This window comes from Salinilacustrithrix flava, assembly GCF_041228405.1.
GTDB classification, from domain to species: Bacteria; Actinomycetota; Acidimicrobiia; order Acidimicrobiales; family Salinilacustritrichaceae; genus Salinilacustrithrix; species Salinilacustrithrix flava.
In genome coordinates this window covers 228,456-247,004 of the sequence record NZ_CP133888.1, presented here as the reverse complement: position 1 = coordinate 247,004, position 18,549 = coordinate 228,456, and the positions used below count along the sequence as shown (strand labels likewise).

17 protein-coding genes are annotated in these 18,549 nt (G+C 72.9%); 11 read left to right on the top strand and 6 right to left on the bottom strand.

Annotated features, from left to right (window positions below; translation table 11 throughout):
* Positions 1-17: 17 nt before the first annotated feature.
* Entirely contained in the window at positions 18-404 is a 387-nt protein-coding gene (locus tag RGQ06_RS01240) for a hydantoinase B/oxoprolinase family protein (RefSeq protein WP_432428402.1), read from the top strand.
* Between the two features lie 36 nt (positions 405-440).
* Here RGQ06_RS01240 and RGQ06_RS01235 read toward each other — a convergent pair whose 3' ends face one another.
* Complete coding sequence (locus tag RGQ06_RS01235; RefSeq protein ID WP_432428401.1) at positions 441-1,514, bottom strand: helix-turn-helix transcriptional regulator; 1,074 nt, start codon at positions 1,512-1,514, stop codon at positions 441-443.
* A gap of 132 nt (positions 1,515-1,646) precedes the next feature.
* Between RGQ06_RS01235 and RGQ06_RS01230 the strand changes: the two genes are divergently transcribed.
* From RGQ06_RS01230 to RGQ06_RS01220, 3 genes are all read left to right on the top strand, one after another.
* On the top strand, positions 1,647-2,159 hold the full coding sequence (locus RGQ06_RS01230) for a cupin domain-containing protein (protein ID WP_432428400.1): 513 nt from the start codon (positions 1,647-1,649) through the stop codon (positions 2,157-2,159).
* Positions 2,156-2,731, top strand: coding sequence for a hypothetical protein (locus tag RGQ06_RS01225; RefSeq protein ID WP_432428399.1), 576 nt, complete (start codon positions 2,156-2,158; stop codon positions 2,729-2,731). Before RGQ06_RS01230 ends, RGQ06_RS01225 begins: the two co-directional genes overlap by 4 nt.
* Before the next feature lie 64 nt (positions 2,732-2,795).
* Entirely contained in the window at positions 2,796-5,141 is a 2,346-nt protein-coding gene (locus RGQ06_RS01220; protein ID WP_432428398.1) for a PAS domain S-box protein, read from the top strand.
* An 18-nt stretch (positions 5,142-5,159) separates the two neighbouring features.
* On the opposite strand, the gene RGQ06_RS01215 is transcribed toward RGQ06_RS01220, so the two are convergent.
* Positions 5,160-6,758 carry an EAL domain-containing protein gene (locus tag RGQ06_RS01215; protein WP_432428397.1) on the bottom strand — a complete coding sequence of 533 codons (1,599 nt, stop codon included), beginning with the start codon at positions 6,756-6,758 and terminating at the stop codon, positions 5,160-5,162.
* Between the two features lie 71 nt (positions 6,759-6,829).
* Complete coding sequence (locus RGQ06_RS01210) at positions 6,830-7,315, bottom strand: GAF domain-containing protein (protein ID WP_432428396.1); 486 nt, start codon at positions 7,313-7,315, stop codon at positions 6,830-6,832.
* 147 nt (positions 7,316-7,462) lie between these two features.
* Between RGQ06_RS01210 and RGQ06_RS01205 the strand changes: the two genes are divergently transcribed.
* Complete coding sequence (locus tag RGQ06_RS01205; RefSeq protein WP_432428395.1) at positions 7,463-9,496, top strand: S8 family serine peptidase; 2,034 nt, start codon at positions 7,463-7,465, stop codon at positions 9,494-9,496.
* A gap of 70 nt (positions 9,497-9,566) precedes the next feature.
* Here RGQ06_RS01205 and RGQ06_RS01200 read toward each other — a convergent pair whose 3' ends face one another.
* Entirely contained in the window at positions 9,567-10,196 is a 630-nt protein-coding gene (locus RGQ06_RS01200; RefSeq protein ID WP_432428394.1) for a TetR family transcriptional regulator, read from the bottom strand.
* Complete coding sequence (locus RGQ06_RS01195) at positions 10,196-11,071, bottom strand: oxygenase MpaB family protein (RefSeq protein ID WP_432428393.1); 876 nt, start codon at positions 11,069-11,071, stop codon at positions 10,196-10,198. The genes RGQ06_RS01200 and RGQ06_RS01195 overlap by 1 nt, the downstream gene beginning before the upstream one ends.
* Before the next feature lie 123 nt (positions 11,072-11,194).
* Here RGQ06_RS01195 and RGQ06_RS01190 point away from each other — a divergent pair, with 123 nt between their 5' ends.
* The gene (locus RGQ06_RS01190; protein ID WP_432428392.1) at positions 11,195-11,512 is read left to right on the top strand and encodes a hypothetical protein; all 318 of its coding nucleotides are present in this window, start codon (positions 11,195-11,197) and stop codon (positions 11,510-11,512) included.
* Positions 11,513-11,540: 28 nt separating this feature from the next.
* On the opposite strand, the gene RGQ06_RS01185 is transcribed toward RGQ06_RS01190, so the two are convergent.
* Complete coding sequence (locus tag RGQ06_RS01185; protein WP_432428391.1) at positions 11,541-12,725, bottom strand: acyltransferase family protein; 1,185 nt, start codon at positions 12,723-12,725, stop codon at positions 11,541-11,543.
* Between the two features lie 36 nt (positions 12,726-12,761).
* Here RGQ06_RS01185 and RGQ06_RS01180 point away from each other — a divergent pair, with 36 nt between their 5' ends.
* From RGQ06_RS01180 to RGQ06_RS01160, 5 genes are all read left to right on the top strand, one after another.
* Positions 12,762-13,580 (top strand): PIG-L deacetylase family protein, encoded by an 819-nt coding sequence (locus RGQ06_RS01180; protein WP_432428390.1) that lies wholly within the window; start codon positions 12,762-12,764, stop codon positions 13,578-13,580.
* On the top strand, positions 13,577-14,581 hold the full coding sequence (locus tag RGQ06_RS01175) for a GNAT family N-acetyltransferase (RefSeq protein ID WP_432428389.1): 1,005 nt from the start codon (positions 13,577-13,579) through the stop codon (positions 14,579-14,581). Before RGQ06_RS01180 ends, RGQ06_RS01175 begins: the two co-directional genes overlap by 4 nt.
* Positions 14,582-14,586: 5 nt before the next feature.
* A complete protein-coding gene (locus tag RGQ06_RS01170) occupies positions 14,587-15,525 on the top strand; it encodes a lysylphosphatidylglycerol synthase domain-containing protein (protein WP_432428388.1) in 939 nt (312 codons plus the stop codon).
* Positions 15,526-15,638: 113 nt separating this feature from the next.
* Entirely contained in the window at positions 15,639-16,808 is a 1,170-nt protein-coding gene (locus RGQ06_RS01165) for a glycosyltransferase (protein ID WP_432428387.1), read from the top strand.
* A 142-nt stretch (positions 16,809-16,950) separates the two neighbouring features.
* Positions 16,951-18,549: an RNA polymerase sigma factor gene (locus RGQ06_RS01160; protein ID WP_432428386.1), complete on the top strand. Its 1,599-nt coding sequence runs from the start codon at positions 16,951-16,953 to the stop codon at positions 18,547-18,549.

Sequence of the window (18,549 nt, the reverse complement as noted above, 5' to 3'; positions counted from 1 at the left end):
GGCGGTGGAGTTTCACCGTGTTGACCAACACGAAGAACACGCCCATCGAGGCCCTGGAGCGCCACTTCCCGCTCCGGGTCCTGCGCTACCGGCTCCGGCGGGGGAGCGGCGGCGCCGGCCTGGCCCCGGGTGGTGAGGGCATCGAGCGCGACCTGCAGGTGCTCGAGGACGTCACCGTGTCGCTGATCACCGAGCGCCGGGTGAGCCGGCCTCGCGGTCTGGCCGGAGGGGAGCCGGGTGCCACCGGCGAGAACTGGCTGCTGCCCCAGGGCGACGAGGCTCGCTCCGAGCGGTTGCCCGACAAGTGCACGCTCCGGTTGCAGGCCGGCGACGTCGTGCGGATGCTGACCCCCGGCGGCGGCGGTTGGGGCCCGACCCCGGACGCTTCGCAGGTCCGGATCTGACCGGATGCGGTCAGATCCGGACCACCGAAGGGGCCCTCAGAGGGTGGCGACGGCGTGGTGGAACTGCGACAGCACGTGGTTCGAGAACAGCTGGGCCACGAGCTCGCCGCGGCTGTTCACGCCGGCCTTGTCGAAGATGGCCTTCAGGTGGTCGCGCACCGTGTGGACCGAGATGGACAGCTCGGCGGCCATCTCCTTGGTGCCGAGGCCCTGGCACAGCAGGAGCGAGATGTCGGCTTCCCGCGCGGTGAGGCCGTAGGAGTCGAGCAGGATCGGCACGAGGTCGCCGGGCCGCGCCGCGTCGACGGTGACCGACACGATGCCGTCGTCGCCCTCCATCGGGGCCACGTGGATGCGGGCCCAGCGACCGCTCCGCCCACGCAGCCGGGTCGTCAGCCGCGTGGAGGAGCGGTTCGACCGGGCCCGCGCCGCCGCCACCATGATCGTGCCGGGGAGGTCGTCGTCGACGCGGATGCGCAGGTCGTCGAGGACCTCGTCGGCGCCCTCGGACCGGCTCCGGATCCGTCCGTCCGCATCGATCAGCACCACGACCGGGCCGTGGGCGGTGAGCGGCTCCGACGTGCACCCGAGGGCCTGGCGGAGCACGTTGCCTGCCGGCACGAGCAGGTTCCGCACGTCGCGCACCTCGGTCGCGGAGTACACCTCGCCGTCGGTACGGAGGAACGCGCCGATGGCGAGGCAGGACGACCCGGCGAGGAACGCGACCCGCAGCTCGTCGCTGGCGCCCGCGGCGGCGTAGAGCTTCTGGTAGCGGGGGCTGCGCGCCAGGTCTCCGTCCGTGGCCTCGGCCAGGGTGGCGACCGGGTCGATGCTGCGAGCCAGGGCGTTGAACTTGTTGAAGTCCGGGTCGAGCAGCTCGTTGTCCCAGAACGGCACGCACGCCGAGCTGTCGAAGCCGGACACGATCCCGCCGGCCGGGAGGTGCGTCTCGGGGTCGGTCGTCATGACGGCCGCCGCATCGCACCGGGCCACCTCGGCGAACGCCCGGGCGATCTCGGTGCACGCATCCTCGCCGGTGGTGACCCGGCTGCTGGCCTGCACGAGCAGATCCCGGGCGGTCGTGAAGGACTCGATCCCTGCCCTGCCCATCCGTGAACCGTACGCCTGCACCGGATGCCGATCCACCCCCTCACCTGCGGGATGTCGACCCCCGCACCTGCGATGCGAGAACCCCCGCCCTCGGGATGTCCCGCCCTCCGGTGCGCTTCGTACCTTCCGCCCATGACCGTGCAATCACCAGCCATCATCGCCCGGGACGAGGGACAGCGGTTCCACTTCCTCGGCAACCTCTACACCGCCAAGCTCGACGCCGAGCACACGGACGGGGCCATGACCGTCATGGAGTTCCTGGCCCCTCGCGGGTTCGGCCCACCGCTGCACCGCCACGACGTGGAGGACGAGGTCTTCTACCTGATCGAGGGTGACGTGTGGTTCTCGTGCGGCGACGTCGAGGCCGTCCACTCGGCCGGCGCGGTCGTCTGGCTGCCCCGGGGCCGACCGCACACCTTCCAGGTCCGCTCCGAGACGGCGCGGGTGCTGCAGGTGTCGACGCCGGCCCAGTTCGAGCGCTTCGTCGCCACCCTCGGCCGCCCGACGGAGGCCACCGGCCTCCCGGAGCCCGAGGAGGTCGACCCCGCCCACGTCGCCGAGGTGTGCGCGCAGTTCTCCATCGAGGTGCTGGGACCGCCGCCGGATCCTGCCCTCGCAGGCGTCGGGGCGGAGGTCGGACGATGACCCGGCTGGCCATCGCCCGCACGGCCGCAGCGGCCGCGGTCTTCGGGCTACTGCTCGCCGGCTGCAGTGACGACGACGACAGCGAAGCCGTGGAGCCCAGCACCGACCTCGAGGAGGTGGAACCGGCGGCGACCGAGACCGAGGTGATCGAGGTCACGGCCGTCGACTACGGCTTCGAAGGCCTGCCGGCCACGGTGCCCGCCGGCACCCGGCTGTCCCTGGCCAACGAGTCCCCCGTGGAGCTGCACGAGCTGGTCGCCTTCCGCCTCCCCGACGATGAGACCCGCGCCGTCGGCGAGCTCGTCACCCTGCCGGAGGCCGAGCTGCTGCCCACCCTCGGCGAACCGGCCACCGTGCTCCTGGCCCCGCCGGGCGGTGAGCAGATCCCGGCCGTCGGCGACGGCACGCTGGCCGAGCCCGGCCGCTACGCGATCGTCTGCGTGATCCCGACCGGCGCCGACCCGGCTGCCTACCTCGATGCGGCCGCCGAGTCCGATGATGGCCCGCCCGATGTCCCCGGCGGCCCGCCCCACATCGCCAACGGCATGTTCGCGGAGCTCGTCGTGGCGTAGAGAGGCGACAGCGTCCGAGCGGTGTGCGGCAAGATGGCTCGGTGGTGCTGCTGGGGATCGACCGTTGACGGAGGCCGGAGCAGGCGACCACGACGGCGCTTCGGGCGACCACGCCGACAGCAGCGCCGAGCGGCTCGGCATCGAGCGGGGCGACGTGCTGCGCCGCCTCGCCGGCCGGCTGGCACGGGTCGGTGGGTGGGCCGTCGACGGATCCGACGGCAGCGTCTACTGGTCCGACGAGCTCCACGAGATGCTCGAGTCCCCGATTGATCAGGGCGTGCCACCGATCGAGGCGACGATCGCCCGCTACCCCGGGGCCCATCGCGAGAAGATCAGCGCCGCGCTCGACCGCTGCCTCAGCGAGGGCGTCCCGTTCGACCTCGAGCTCGAGGTCGAGACCTACGGCGGTCGTCGGATCCCGGCGCGGATCATGGGCGAAGCCGACCGCGACAGCAACGGCGAGGTGCGCGGTGCGGTCGGGGCGTTCCAGGACATCTCCGACCTGCGCATGGCGACCCAGGAGGCCCAGGACGCGGCCCGTCGACTGGGGGCCACGCTCGAGAGCATGACCGACGCCGTCTACATGCTGGATCGGGACTGGCGCTTCACCTACGTGAACTCCAACGCCGCACAGCTGCTGCGTCGCGAGGCACGTGAGCTGATCGGGCGTGGCATCTGGGAGGAGTTCCCCGGGGCGGTCGACTCCGCCATCTACGACGTCTACGCCGCCTCGATGGCGGATCGCCACACCCGCCACCTCGACGAGTTCTACTTCGCGCCGCTCGGCGCGTGGTTCCAGGTCGACGTCTACCCGGCCGACCAGGGTCTGGCCGTGTACTTCCGGGACATCACCGATGCCCGCACCGCCCGCCTGGAGCTCGAGGAGCGGGAGGCGGCGCTCCAGCGGCAGGCGGACCTGCTCGACCAGGCCCAGGACGCCATCATCGTCCGGGATCCCGAGGGGCGGATCACGTACTGGAACCGCAGCGCCGAGCGGATCTACGGCTGGTTCGCCGAGGAGGCGATCGGTGCCGACGTGCGGTCGCTCCTCTACGAGGACCGCATGGCGTTCGACGTCGCCCACGAGACTGTGCTGCGCGCCGGCCGCTGGGTCGGCGAGCTCCGTCATCGGACGCGGCGGGGGGACGTGGTGGAGGTGGCGGCGCGCTGGACGCTCGTCCGCGGCCAGGGTGGCGCGCCCGAGGCGATCATGGCCATCAACACCGACATCACCGATCGCAAGCGTGTCGAGCAGCAGCTGCTGCGCGCGCAGCGGATGGAGAGCATCGGCACCCTCGCCGGCGGCGTGGCCCACGACCTGAACAACGTGCTCGCGCCGATCCTGCTCGCCGGCGAGCTGCTCCAGTCCGACTCGGCCACGATCGATCGCTCGTCACTGGTCGAGACCATCGTGACCAGCGCTCGTCGGGGCGCCGACCTCGTCTCCCAGGTGCTGTCCTTCGCACGCGGGGTCGAGGGTGAGCGCCGTCCGGTCGATGTCGGCGCCCTGGTCGCGGACATCGGCGCCATCGTGCGGGACACCTTCCCGAAGAACATCGCCCTGTCCCTCGAGGTGCCCGCGACGCTCACGCCGATCGTCGGTGACAGCACCCAGATCCAGCAGGTGCTGCTCAACCTGGTGGTGAACGCGAGGGACGCCATGCCGAGCGGTGGGCACCTGCGGCTGGCGGCGTCCCAGGTGCTGATCGACGACCAGTACGCAGCGACCACCCCGGGGTCGAAGCCGGGCACCTACCTCCTGGTCGAGGTCGAGGACGACGGCGAGGGGATGGCGCCCGACGTGCGCGACCGCGCCTTCGAGCCCTTCTTCACGACGAAGGCCCACGGCGTCGGCACCGGCCTGGGCCTGTCCACCGCGGTGGCGATCATCGAGAGCCACGGCGGCTTCCTCCACGTGTACAGCGAGCTCGACCGGGGCACCCGGTTCCGCGTGTACCTGCCGTGCGACCTCGACGTGCAGGAACCGCAAGCACCCGCATCGACCGCGGCGGACCCGCCTCGTGGCTCGGGGCAGACCGTGCTGGTCGTCGAGGACGAGGCCGCCATCCGGGCCATGACCCGCCAGACGCTGGAGACCTACGGCTACCGGGTGCTCGAAGCCGCGAACGGGGCCGAGGCCGTCGCCGTGTTCGCCCGGGAAGTCGATGGCGTCCACGCCGTGCTCACCGACATGATGATGCCGGTCATGGACGGCCCGGCGACCATCCTCGCCCTGCAGGCCCTGGACCCGGAGGTCCGGTTCATCGGGGCCAGCGGGCTGCACGGCAACGGCAAGGTTGCGCAGGCGGCAGCGGCTGGGGTCGAGCACTTCCTGCCCAAGCCCTACGAGACGCGACGGCTGCTCGAGGTGCTCGCCGCGGTCCTGGGCGGGGATCCGTCGGAGGGCTGAGCACCGCCGGTCAGGCGGTCACCGCCACGTCTCCGCGCGTTGGGGCCGGCCGAACAGGTAGCCCTGGCCGAGCGTGACCCCGATCCGCTCGAGGGCGGCGCGATCCTCGGAGTGCTCCACGCCCTCGCCGAGCAGCACGGCGTCGAGCTCGGTGGCGAACTGGAGCAGCCCGGTGATGAGCGCGGTGCGCACCGGGTCCTGGTGCACGCCGTGGACCCAGATGCGGTCCAGCTTCACCAGCTCGGGCTGCAGCTCGAAGATGTGGCGCAGGCTGGCGTAGCCGGAGCCGGCATCGTCGACGCCGAGGCCGGTGTCGCCGAGCTCCTGCATGCTGCGGGTGATGGCGCCGTAGTCGCGCACCCGCTCGTGCTCGGTGATCTCGAGGATCACGCGGCGGTCGGCCTGGGCCAGCAGCGGCCGGAGGTCGTGGTCGATGAGCGTGCGGGCCGACACGTTCACGGACAGCCACGTGCCCTGGGGGAGGGTCCGCGCCGTGTCCAGGATGCGGCGCATGGCGGCCAGCTCGAGCTCGGCGCCGAGGCCGATGCTGGTGGCTTGGCGGAACCACAGGTCGGGCCGGCGGCCGTCCGGGAACCGGGAGAGGGCCTCGAAGCCCACGGTGGCGTCGGCCCGGAGGTCGACGATGGGCTGGAACTCGGCCCAGAAGCCGCCGTCGCTGAGGAGCGCCTCGACCTGTCGCCGGTTCCCCGCGACAGCGCCGTCGGAGGTGAGGGAGCGGTGGACGAGGCCGGCGATCTGCGGGGCCAGGTCGACCACCGCCGACAGCGCGGACTGCTCGTCGCTGGTGCCGGCCACGCCGAGCACCCCGAAGCAGCTCCCGGCGATCTCGAGCGGTGCGTGGCACGTCCAACCGTGCTCGCCCCGGTCGATCACCGGGCGCCGGGTCCCGTGGCTCGCGCCCTGCTCCAGCGCGCCGCGGAAGGGGGTTGCGGACGGCGCCAGGACCGTGTGCTCCACCGAGCCGTCGAGGGCGCTGGTGAGGCTGAGCGCTTCGCAGTCCAGCTGCTCGGCGAAGATGCCGAGGAGGTTGGTGGCCAGGAGGTGGAGGGGCTCGCTGCCGTCGAGGCCGGCGATGCGCTGCGCGAGCCGCCGGCGGTCGTCCAGGACGTCGTCGAGCTGCGCGAGCCAGCGGTGGCGCGACCCGGCGTGGCGGCGGACGCGAGCGACGAGCTCGGCCAGCGCGACCGGCTTGGTGATGTAGTCGTCGGCGCCCAGGCGCAGCCCGGCGACCTTGCGGTCGAGCTGGCGATCCCCGCTGACGATGAGCACCGCCGGCTGCTCGGACCCGTTGCTGCCGCGGAGCTCGATCAGCACGTCCTCGCCGCGCATGTCCGGCAGGTTCGCGTCGAGGAGGACGACCGTCGGGTGGATCTCGGCGAGCAGCCCGAGCGCCTCCGACCCGCTGGACGCGGTGAACACGGTGAACCCGTCCGCGCGCAGCGCGGCCTCGAAGGCCGAGCGCATCGCGTCCTCGTCGTCGACGACGAGGACGACGTCGTGGGCCTGGCGCGGGGGTCCGCCGTACCGCAGTCGAACGCTGTGCTCCGTCGTGGCCACCGCACCCCCCAGGGGACGGATCTCTCGAGCCGTCCCCATTCTGTGCCAGCGTACGATAGCACCGGATTCGGGCGGGAAGGGCCCTGCGACCGGTTCGTTCCAATGCGCTGCTACGCCGCGGGCATCGCCGTCGCGGCGCACTCGGCGAGGGATCGGAGCGCGTCGATCTCGTGGATGTCGGCAACGTGGAGCCGACCCCAGTAGACGGCGATCGCGCCAACCGGCGCACCGGGTCGGATGGGGACGACGGCGGCGCTGCGCACGAAGGTCGGGCGGTAGATGTCCTGGGGGATGCGGTCGTCGGCGAGCACGTCGGCCACGACGGCTGGTCGCTGCTCCTGCATCACCCAACCCGAGATGCACGCGTCCATCGGGAAGCGCCGGCCCTTCCACAGCGGGGCGATGGCGTCCTCGTCCAGGTACGCGCACTTGTCGCCGTCGCGCAGCACGAACGACGCGCCGTCGGCGGCGGCGAGGGCGCGAGCGCCCGTGCTGACGATCCGCTGGACGTCGTCGAGGTCGCGGGCGGACTCGAGCTCGGCCGTCACCTGGGCGAGGCACTGCGCTCGTCGGTCGGTCTCGGATGGGTCTGCCATGGGGGTGCCCTTCTCCAGATCCTCGGCGCCTTCCTCCCACGGCTCCTACCCGGTGGCTCCCGTCTCATTCGGTCCGCGTCCGGTCGACGTGTGGCACCCTGCTCGTGGGTGTCGCGGGGCGGACCGTGCGCCATGACGGGAGGCGACATGCGACGGCGTGCACGGACGGCGACCGCGACGATGGCGGCCCTGTGCGCCCTGGCCGCGGCGCTGGTCGCGCCCGCGTCCGCCGCGACGGAACGCGGGCTCGACCCGGTCGAGGACGCTCTCGCGGCACCGAAGGACCCGAAGCTCTCGTCCACGCTCACTCCACCGCGGGGCAGGGGCGCAGACGATTGGGGTCGGGCGTCCGCCGGTGGCGGCTTCGAGCAGGTGCTGCCCGACGGTGACGTCCGAGGCGATGGTCGGGTCGTCGTGGAGGTGGTCGCGTCCAGCCGGGCTGCGGTGCAGGATGCGGTGGGAGGCTCGGGACGGGTGCAGGGGCGCGTCGCCGCCGATCGCTGGCAGGTCGCGGTCGACCCCGCCCACCTGGATGAGCTCGCGGCCGACCCCGCCGTGCAGCGGGTGCAGCGCCGGTCGCGGTTCCGGCCGGCGGCCACGACCTCGGAGGGCGCGGTGTCATTGGGTGTCGCCGGTCGCCACGGGGCCGGGATCACCGGTGGTGCCGACGTCGCCGTGGTGGACACCGGCTTCGGCGGGTGGGCGGCCGCGCAGCAGGCGGGCGAGCTGCCGGCCCCGGCGAGCGAGACGAGCCACTGCCCCAACGTCGGCTTCCGGGGCGATGACCACGGCACCGCGGTGGCCGAGATCATCCACGATGTGGCCCCGGCCGCCCGACTGCACCTCATCTGCATCGAGGACGAGGCCGGCTTCGCCGCGGCCTCCCGGGTCGTGCGGGCCAAGGGGATCACGATCGTCAACGCTTCGGGGGGCTTCCTCGGGACGGGGTTCGGCAACGGACGGGAGCGGGCGGGGTCCCCGTGGCACGTCGTGAACGCCGACCGCCAGGCCGGGATCTTCTGGTCCGTGGCGGCGGGCAACAGCGGTGACGAGCACTGGGGCGGGCGCTTCGTCGACGTCGACGGGGACCAGATCCACGACTACGCCACCGACCGGTCGCTCAACACGGTCACCGTCCCCGCCGGCGCCTCCTTCCACGTCGTGCTGCGGTGGGACGAGTTCGACCTGCCGCGCACCGACATGGACCTGTTCGTGCTGGACGAGTTCGGGACGATCATCGGCAGCTCCCTCGACCCGCAGCTCGCCGGGTTCGCCCCGGTGGAGGCGGTGTGGTTGCGCAACAGCGCGTCGTGGGCCCGGGAGGCCCACATCGTCGTCGGCCGCTACGCCGGCGCCCACGTCCCCGACTTCGACCTCTTCATCGAGGGGACGAGCCCGCCGACGTTCCGGACGCGCAACCGGTCGGTCAACGAGCCGGCCACCTCCCCGGGCGCGTTCGCCGTCGGATCCGTCTGCGCGGCGAACGGCGTCGTGCAGCCCTTCTCGAGCGCGGGTCCCACCGCCGACGGGCGGACCAAGCCGGACCTGGTGTCCTTCGACGCCGTGTCGACCTCGACCTACGGCTCGTCGATGTCGACCTGCCAGCAGGGGTTCCCCGGCACGTCCGCGTCGACGCCGCACGTGACGGGCGCAGCCGCGCTGGTCAAGGGCGTCCACCCCTCGTGGGGTGCGGACCGGATCGCCGAGTACCTGAAGGTCAACGCCGCCGACATCGGCTCACCGGGCCCCGACAACGGCACCGGTTGGGGCCGCTTGCGCCTCGGCGACATCCCCGCCGGCATCGTGCGGCCCTACGACGCCGACAGTGCCACCGGCACCATCTACCGGCTCTACCGCGCCTACTTCCTGCGGGAGCCGGACGTCGGTGGCTTCGAGCACTGGAATGCGGCCTTCGCGCTTGGGTACCCGCTGGACAAGATCTCCAACGACTTCGCCCGCTCGCAGGAGTTCCGCGACACCTACGGCGCGCTCGACGATCGCCGCTTCCTCGACCTCATCTACCGCAACGTGCTCGGCCGGGCCCCCGAGCCGGAGGGCTACGCCTACTGGCTCGCCCACCTGGACCGTGGGCTGCTGCGTGGCCTGGTGATGATCTACTTCTCCGATTCCGAGGAGTTCCGGGCCAAGACCGCGGGCGGCCGCCCACCCGGCTACGCCTGACTCGGCATCCCCGTCTCGTTCGCCGGTCCGAGCTCGACCACCGGCGGTCCGATGCGGACCACCGAAGGGATCAGCGGCGGCGGATCAGGGGGGCGAGGTGGCGTCGGACGGTGTCCTCGCAGCCCTCGTCGAGGTCGAGCGCGGTCTGCGGGGTCAGGATCAGGGAGATGGCGAGGCGGACGAGCAGCTCGGCGGTCGCTCGGGACTCGCGCTCGTCGACGCTGGGGTCGAGCGCGCGGGCGTAGCCGGCGAGCTGGCTGCTGGCGGCGGCGAGGACCGGCCCGCCGTCGACGGTGATCAGCCGGAGCAGGAGGGGTTCGTCGCGCACGCGCTCGGCGAGGCCGGTGGCCCGGGCGACGCGGAGGCCGGTGCTGAACGCGACGACCAGCTGCTCCTCGGGATCGTCGATGCCGGCGACGGCGTCGGCCAGGGCGGCGAGGAGGCGCCGGGCCTCGTGGGCCACGGTGGCGGCGAGCAGCGCGTTGCGACCGTCGAAGCGTCGGTAGATCGTGCTGCGTCCGACGCCGGCCAGCTCGGCGACCTGATCCACCTCGAGGTCCTCGAGGCCGACGTCGACGAGCAGGTGCCCGGCGGCGTCGAGGATGCGACGGTCGACGTCGTCGGCGCCGGTGTCGACCGGCTGCGTCGCCAGCGCGGTGAGCACCGCGAGGGCATCGACGTGGGTCGCGACCTTGGGCATCAGGCCGAGATCGGCTCGGGGCGCGGCGCGGCGATGTGCTTCATCCGCTTGATCGAGCGCAGGTAGGGGCCACGGGTGAGTCGGTGGGGGACCACCCGACCAGCATCGCGGACCAGCTGGCGGAACGCAGCGAGCGCGAGCTCGTCGGTCGTGGTCCACGGGATGCCGAACCGGGCCCGGACCACGGGCGGCAGGCCGCCGATGGCCATCGTGCGCATCAGCGGCGTGGCGATGGTGGCGACCGGGCCGGGCATGCCGGGTGGGGAGACCCGGTCGTGCAGGGCCATGTCGATGGCGCGCTCGGCGGTGGGGGTGAGCTCGAGCCGGGTGCGGCAGATCTCGTCGAAGCGGGCCCGGAACGCGGCGTGGTCGGCGGGCACGGGACGGTCGCTGACGCCGTAGCGGCGGTACCAGGTGACGGTCTCCTGGTAGAGCCGCTCGCGCGTGCGGGGCGAGAGGGTGCGGTGGTCCCACTCGTCCGCGGTCTGGAACATCTCCCAGGTGAAGGTGGCGTGCGCCCACCAGAACGTCTCGGGGTCGAGGGCGTGGTAGCGCCGACCGTGGGGGTCGGTGCCCTTGATGCCCTTGTGCAGGTCCCGGATGTCGCGGCCTCGCTCGTCGGCGTCGTCGGCGAAGATCGTGGCCCAGATGCGCGGCACCGAGCGGTGGATGCGGTCCCAGGGCTCGTCGAAGAACGCCGAGTGCTCCTCCACGCCCTGGCCGAGGTGGGGCCAGGCCAGCTGCAGGATGCCGGCGCTGAGGCCGGACAGGCCCGAGCGCCAGTCGGCAGCGATGCGCCACAGCAGCGAGCCGGGCCCGAGCGGGGCGCCGGGGGCGGGCTGGTCGTTGTTCTCGTGCAGCATGATCTGGGACACAACGGCAGTCTATGTCCCTCATGACCGCGGACCATGTGTTCGTAGTCCGGATGGACGGGCTACGCGAGAAATGGCCCGCACTCGCTATTTCGTGACGAACCGGACATTGCGACAGTGGGAGGCGTGCCCACCGTCCGCACCACCTGCCCGTCCTGCGACACCGTGCTGATCGACGCGGCCGCCCTCACGGTCCGCCGCCGGCCCGACGCCACCCAGACCGAGTGCAGCTTCGTCTGCCCCGACTGCGTCCAGACGGTGGTGCAGCCGGTGAGCGACAAGATGGTGCCGGTGCTGATCGGCGCCGGGTGCCTGGTGGAGGACTGGGGCGTGAGCGACGCCCGCGCCCTGCACCCCTCGGGTGGCGGCATCACCGAAGCCGAGATCCAGGACTTCGTCGCCTCCCTCGACAACGACGACTGGTTCGGCGAGCTCCTCAGCTGAACCCCGAGGTCCGGGCGGGCCTCACATCTCAGGGACGGGTCGGGACGGCTGGCTGTCGTGGTGGTGCCGGCGCCGAGGTCCTCGGCCCGTCTTTGAGTGCGAGGAACGGTCGCTCGACCAGGAACCAGGACAGCAGCGTGGTCACCGCCGTGGCGACGACGACCGTGCCGCCCCGGACGAGGTCGGAGGCGTCGGGCAGCTGCTCGTCGACGACCAGGATCACCGGGAAGTGCCACAGGTACAGCCCGTAGGACACCTTGCCGATGGCGACGAGCGGAGGCAGCGACAGCAGGCGGGGGAGCCAGCGGTCGCCGGCTCGGACGCACCCCAGCACGACGACGGCGGCAGCCAGGGCGAAGGTCAGCGACCCCCACTCGAGGTAGCGCCGGTCGTTGGCCAGCGAGTCGCCGCCCGGGTGCACGCGGGCGACGAACACGACGTAGGCGAGCGCCAGCGGGGCTGCCACCGAGCCGACGAACCCGAAGAAGGTCCCTCCCTCTCGAACTGGCAGTTCTCCTGTCGCGGCGGGCGGGTGCCGCCGGTCCCAGATGGCGAGGGCGGCGGCTAGGGCGGCGCCGACCAGCAGCTGGTCGGCCACGGCGTCGGTGCCGTTGTAGAGGCGGGACGCGGACCAGCGAGGCTGGTCCGCGTCCCAGAGCTGGAGCCGCCACAGCAGCGAGGCCAGCGACCCGCCGACCGCCAGCACCAGCACGGCCTCGGCCTGGCGCGCCTTGGAGACGAGGGCCGCGGCGGCGAGCACCGCCAGGGGCCACACCAGGTAGAACTGCTCCTCCACCGAGAGCGACCAGGTGTGCTCGAGCAGGCCGAGGCCCTCGGTGTCGTGCAGGGTCCGCAGCCAGTTGCCGACGTAGAGCAGCACCCCGATGGCGGCGCTGAGGGTCTGCTCCTGGTTGCCGGTGAGCCAGGCGTAGGCACAGGCGACGCCGACGAGGGTCACGAGGGCGGGCAGCAGGCGCAGCGCCCGGCGCCAGTAGAAGCGGCCGAGGCGGATGCGCCCCGACTTCGCGCGCTCCCGCAGCAGCAGGGTGGTGATGAGGAACCCCGAGAGCGTGAAGAACATGGTCACGCCGATCGCGCCGCCCCGGGGCGCCAGCGATCGCTCGCCGTGGTAGGCGATCACCAGCAGCACGGCGACGGCACGCAGGCCGTCGAGCGCAGGCCAGTAGCGCCGCTCGGCCTGCTCGGTACCCACGGTCGGATCGTACCGAGCGCCTACGATCCGACCCGCATGTCCCTGCCCCGCCCGCTCGCCCGGATCGTGGCGCGCGCCAAGCCGAAGATCCCTGCCGCGGTGTGGCCGACGCTGCTGGCGGTGCGGTCGCTGGTCGGGGACGGACCGGTCGTCGGCGTGCCGGCGTTCGACCGCGCCCTGGTGCTCGTCGCCCACCCCGACGACGAAGCCCTGGCCTGCGCCGGGACGATGGCGCTGCTCGCGGATGCCGGGGCGACCGTGACCCTGCTGGCGGCCACCGATGGCGAGGGGACGATCGGCTCCCCGCACGATCCGGCCGAGACCGGTCGCCGCCGGCGGGCCGAGCTCGCTCGATCGACCTCGCTCCTCGGTGCCGGCCTCGAGCACCTGGGATTGCCCGATGGTCGGCTGCACGAGCACCGCGCCCAGCTGCGGACCGCCTTCGCCGCGGCGCTCGACCGGCTGCGACCCGACGTGGTCTTCGTGCCCTGGCTGGGCGACGGCCACCGCGACCACCGGGCCGTCGCCTTCGCCCTCGCCGACGCGCTCAGCGCCACCACGGCTGACCTCCAGGTGTGGGGCTACGAGACCTGGTCGGCCGTCCCGCACAACCGCATCGTCCCGATCGAGGCGGTGATCGATCGCAAGCGGGCCGCGGTCGCCGCCCACGAGACCGGCTCGCTCGCCTTCGACCTCTCGGCCGGCCTCGGGCTGTCGCGCTGGCACTCGATGCACGGGCTGCTGGGGGAGGGCCACGCCGAAGCGTTCCTCGCCGTCGAGCGAACCGACTACATCGACCTGGCCGAGGAGCTCGTCGGGTTCGACGACACCGCCCTGCCCGAGGCCGGCTCGTGAGCGACGACCGCTCGGACCTGGTCCTGCGCCCCGCCGATCGCTCCGACGACGCCGAGCTGCGTCGCCTGAACGCCGAGGCCTTCCCGGCCAACCCGAAGACCCGCGCCGACATCACGGCCTGGCAGTGGTGGGACAACCCCTTCGGCGAGACGATCGCCCACGTCTGGGAGGACGACGGCCGGCTGGTCGGGCAGTACATCGCGTACCGGATCCCGGCCCGCTTCGGCGGCGAGCCCGGGCGCATCGCCATCGGCGTCGACCTCGCCATCGCCCCGTCGCACCGGGGTCAGGGCCTCGGCGGCCCGCTCATCGACGCCTGCTTCGGCCAGGCCACCGAGGAGGGCACGCCCTTCTACTCGTACCCGAACCAGCTGTCGGTCGGCGGCGTGTCCCGGGGCGGGTGGGTCCAGGTCGACCAGCTCGAGGTGCGGGTCCTGCCGACCGGTGGTCGATGGCGGCCGCTGCGGGTGCTCGGTGCCCGGGTGCGGATGCCGTCGGGCATCGAGGTCGAGGTGCTCGACGACCCGCCCGACGACGTCGACGCCCTCTGGTCCGCGGTCGCCCGCCACCACCCCTATGGCGTGGAGCGCAGCGCCGACTGGTGGCGCTGGCGCTACGCCGAGCACCCCGACCGGCCGTACCGGATCCTGGCCGCCCGGCGGGGCGGGTCGCTCGTCGGGCTGTCCGCCGTCATCACCCGGGACGACCTCGGCGGCCGGTACCACTGCCTGCTCGAGCTGCTCGCCATCGACGGCACCGCGGCCCGAGCGATCGTCGCCGCCGTCCGGGACGGGGCGGTCGGTTCGGCCGACGGCATCGCCACCACCGGCGTGCCGGGCTCCCGGCTGTCCGAGCTGGCCGGCGAGGCCGGGCTCATCCGGGTGCCGCCGAGGCTGCTGTCCCGCCCCATCTACTTCGGCGTGGTGCCGCACCCCACGATCGTCCCCGAGCCCACCGCCGTGCCCTGGTCCACGGCCTGGGGCGACCTCGACCACATCTGAACCCGGTGACCGCACCCGTCCGGACCTCCGCGCTGCAGCGACGCCTGCGCGCCGCCTTCCTCGTGGTGGCGGTGGCCTTCGCCGTCCTCGCGCTGGCCAGCCAGTGGGACGAGGCCGGTGAGCGGATCGGCGACCTCTCGGTCACCCACGTCGGTCTCGCCGCGCTGTGCACCATCGGGTCCCTCGCCGCCAGCTTCTTCGCCTGGCGCGAGACCCTCGCCGGCCTGGGCGACCGCCTGCCCGTCCCCACTGCCGCCCGCATCTTCTTCCTGGGTCAGCTGGCCAAGTACGTGCCCGGCAGCATCTGGGCGATCGTCGGGCAGATGGAGCTGGCCAAGGTGCACGGCGTCCGCCGGGAGCGAACAGCCACCGCCGGCATCGTCGTCCTCGTCATCTCCCTCGCCATGGGCCTCACGCTCGGCCTGCTCGCCGTGCCCGCGCTGCTCGACGCCGACAGCGAGCTGTACGCGTCCTCGGTGCTGCTGCTGATCCCCCTTGCTGTCGTGCTGCACCCGAAGGTCCTGACCTGGCTGGTCCAGACCGGGCTGCGGATCCTGAAGCGCCCGGCGCTCGAGGCACCGCTGTCGATCACGACCATCTGGCGGGTGGCCGCGTTCTCCCTGCTCAGCAACGGCCTGCTCGGCCTGCAGATCTGGCAGCTCGCCGTCGACGTCGGCGGCGAGGGCTGGGCGCTGCTCGCCCTGGCGATCGGCGGCTACGGCCTCGCCGCCTCGGTGAGCCTGGTCGTGATCCCGCTGCCCGCCGGCGCCGGTCTCCGCGAGGCGATCCTCGTCCTGCTCCTCGCCCCCGACATCGGTGCAGCCAGCGCCACGCTCGTGGCGATCCTCGCCCGCCTGCTGCTGACCGTGGCCGACGTGGCCGCCGCCGGGTTGGCCGCCGCCGCGACCCGGGCCGCGGGCCAGCCCGTCGCCGCCGACCCCTGAAGCCGCGAGGCGCCGCGTCGGCCTCTGGAACTGGCAGTCCCCACGTCACGCGCGAGCGATCACTGGAGGCGCAGCCCGGGCCACGAACGGACCCGCTGGTACCGTTTCGCTCCATGCCCGCCGGCGACGAGCCCAGCGTGCGGGTGCTGGTCTGCTCGCAGGGCTTCCCCCGGCACCCGGCGGACCACCACGCATCCTTCGTGCTGGACCACGCCCGGGCACTGACCGCATCCGGCGCCGACGTCCACGTCTCGTGCCCGGCCGGGCCGGGCCTGCCGAGCACCGACGCCTACCCGGCCACCGACCGCCACGGCGAGTCGACGACGGTCGACGTCCGCCGCTTCCGCTACGCCCCTCGGCGCTTCGAGACCCTTGCCTACAGCGGCGGCATGCACCACCGGGCCCGGGGTGCCGGCGCACTGCTCCTGCCGCTGTTCCTCGTCGGCTTCCTCGTCGACGTCGTGCGCGGTTCCCGGAAGGTCGACGTCATCCACGCCCACTGGTGGCTGCCGTCGGGGGTCATCGCCGTCATCGCCGGCCGCATCACCGGCACCCCCGTCGTGGTGCAGGTGCACGGCACCGATGCCGCCATGGCCCAGGGGCCATTGCGCTGGTTCGCTCGCTGGGTGCTGCGCCGGGCCGACGCCGTCATCGCCGTCAGCGAGGATCTGGCCGGCTGGGTCCGGGGGGTCGCCGGCGTCGACGCCACCGTCCTGCCCATGCCACTGCGGCCAGCGCTGGCCGCCGGCCTCCACGGCGACCTGACCCCGCCACCCGCGGACGGGCCCGTCCTCGCCGTCGGGCGACTGGTCCCGGAGAAGGGCTTCGACGTCCTCATCCGGGCCGCGGCGAAGGCCTCGGTGCCGGTGGTGCTGGTCGGCGACGGTGGCCAGGAACCGATCCTGCGCGCGCTCGCCGACGAGGTCGGCGCCGACGTCACCTTCGCCGGCCCGGTCGCACCGGATGAGCTCGGACCTCACTACCGATCGGCTCGCATCGTCGCCGTCCCCAGCCACCGGGAGGGCTTCGGCCTCGTCGCAGCCGAGGCGCTGGCGAGTGGGCGGGCGGTGGTCGCCTCCTCCGTCGGCGGGTTGGCCCAGGTCGTGGCCGACGGCGTCACCGGCCGTCTCGTGCCTGCCGGCGACGTCGCCGCCCTGGCCGACGCCCTGGTCACCACCGACCCGGCGCTCGGTGCGGATGGCCCGGCCTCCATCGCCTGGATCGCCCCGGAGCGGATCGGGCCGGCCACCATCGACGTCTACCGGTCGGTCCTCGATCGCTGACCGCAGGACCTTGGTCATCAGACGCAGATGAGTCTCCCTCCTGACCGGCTGGTCGGGTTAGGATTCGGACACCTCTCGGCGGGAGAGCGTGGACGGGACGGGTGTCCCGCGCTCTCGGAGCTCGACGGTCAGGACGTAGCTCGTGGCACTCATCACCGATCTGGACGACCGCACGCTGGTCGAGCAGCACCGTGCCGGCGACGCCGACGCGTTCCGGCGCATCGTCGAACGCCACCACCGGTCCCTCTACGCGAACGCCCTGCGCCGCCTCGGTGACCCGGTCGCGGCTGAAGATGCCGTGCAGGACGCCTTCCTTCGGGCGTTCCGCAACATCGAGCGCTTCGACGGCGACTACCACCTCGACGCCTGGCTCCACCGGATCGTCACCAACACCTGCCACGACATCGGTCGACGCCGGGGCCGGGACACCCGCCTGTTCGACCGGGCCTGCACCGAGGTCGAGGTCGAGGCCGCGCCCGCCGACGAGGCCATGGACGCCATGCCGCGGGAGCAGATCACCGAGGCGCTCGACGCCCTGCCGGAGAGCTACCGCGAAGTCCTGATGCTCCGCTTCGTCGACGAGCTGCCCTACGCCGACGTGGCCGAGAAGGCCGGTATCTCCGAGCAGAACGCTCGAGCCCGGGTCTCCCGAGGCCGCACGATGCTCAAGCGGATGCTCACCAGCACCTCCGCGCTGGTCGTGTGGGCCATCCCTCCGCTCCGTCGGCAGACCCAGCTCACCGGCGCTGAGGCCGAGGCGGCCAACCAGGCCGCCTCGCAGGTCCACAGCCTCGCCACGATCGCGGCCTCCGCTCCGGCCCCCACGCACGCGTTCTCCCAGGTCAGCAGCATCATCGCCCAGGCCGGCCCGGCCATCGCCACCGCTGCACCGGCAGCATCCAGCACCGCGCCGGCGTTCGGCAAGGCCGCCATGGCCGTAGGTCTGGCTGCGGCTGCCGCCATCCCCGCCGGTGTGGCCGTCGACCGGGCCCGGGAGAAGCCGGCGCCGATGGAGGAGCGCATCGACGAATCGGCGATCGCCGCAGCCGATGCGCCGGTCACCGTGGACTCGACCGCCAAGCCGGCCTCGCCGACCACCGTGGCGCCTGCCCCGGTGACGGCCCTGTCCTCCGACGACGGCATGGCGGGCGCCATCGCTGACGTGTCCACCACGACGTCGGCACCGACCAGCTCGGTGCCGCCGACGTCGGACCCCGCACCGACGACCTCGACGCGGAGCGGCGAGGGCTCGAGTCCGGCCCCGGCGCCTGCGCCCGCCCCGGCCGACGAGCAGCCGGTCGATCCGGCGCCGACCCCCGAACCGGCCACCCCCGGCCAGCTGTCGGCGTCGCTCACGGTGACGACGGTCAGCGACGAGCTGCACATCTCCGGCCCGCTCAGCCTCGTGGTCGGTGAGCGGACCGTGGCCGGCCGGCTCGAAGGGAAGATCGGCGTGGTCGCAGCCGACCCGAAGAACCCTGAGGCTCCACGACAGGTCGAGCGTTCGGTCATGTTCCTGGATCTCGAGGACGGAACCAGCTTGAAGCTGACCGTGCAGGGCTGGTCGACCGTCACCACACAGGGCAGCACCGAGAGCCACGCCCTCGACCTGGCGTTCATGCTCCCCGATGGCGCGGCGTTCGAGCTGGCCGAGGACGGTCAGCTCGAGGGCACCCTCGTGGTGAAGCAAGGAACGGGCGAACTCGGCCTCGCCCTCCCCGGCGCCACCAGCGACTCCTAG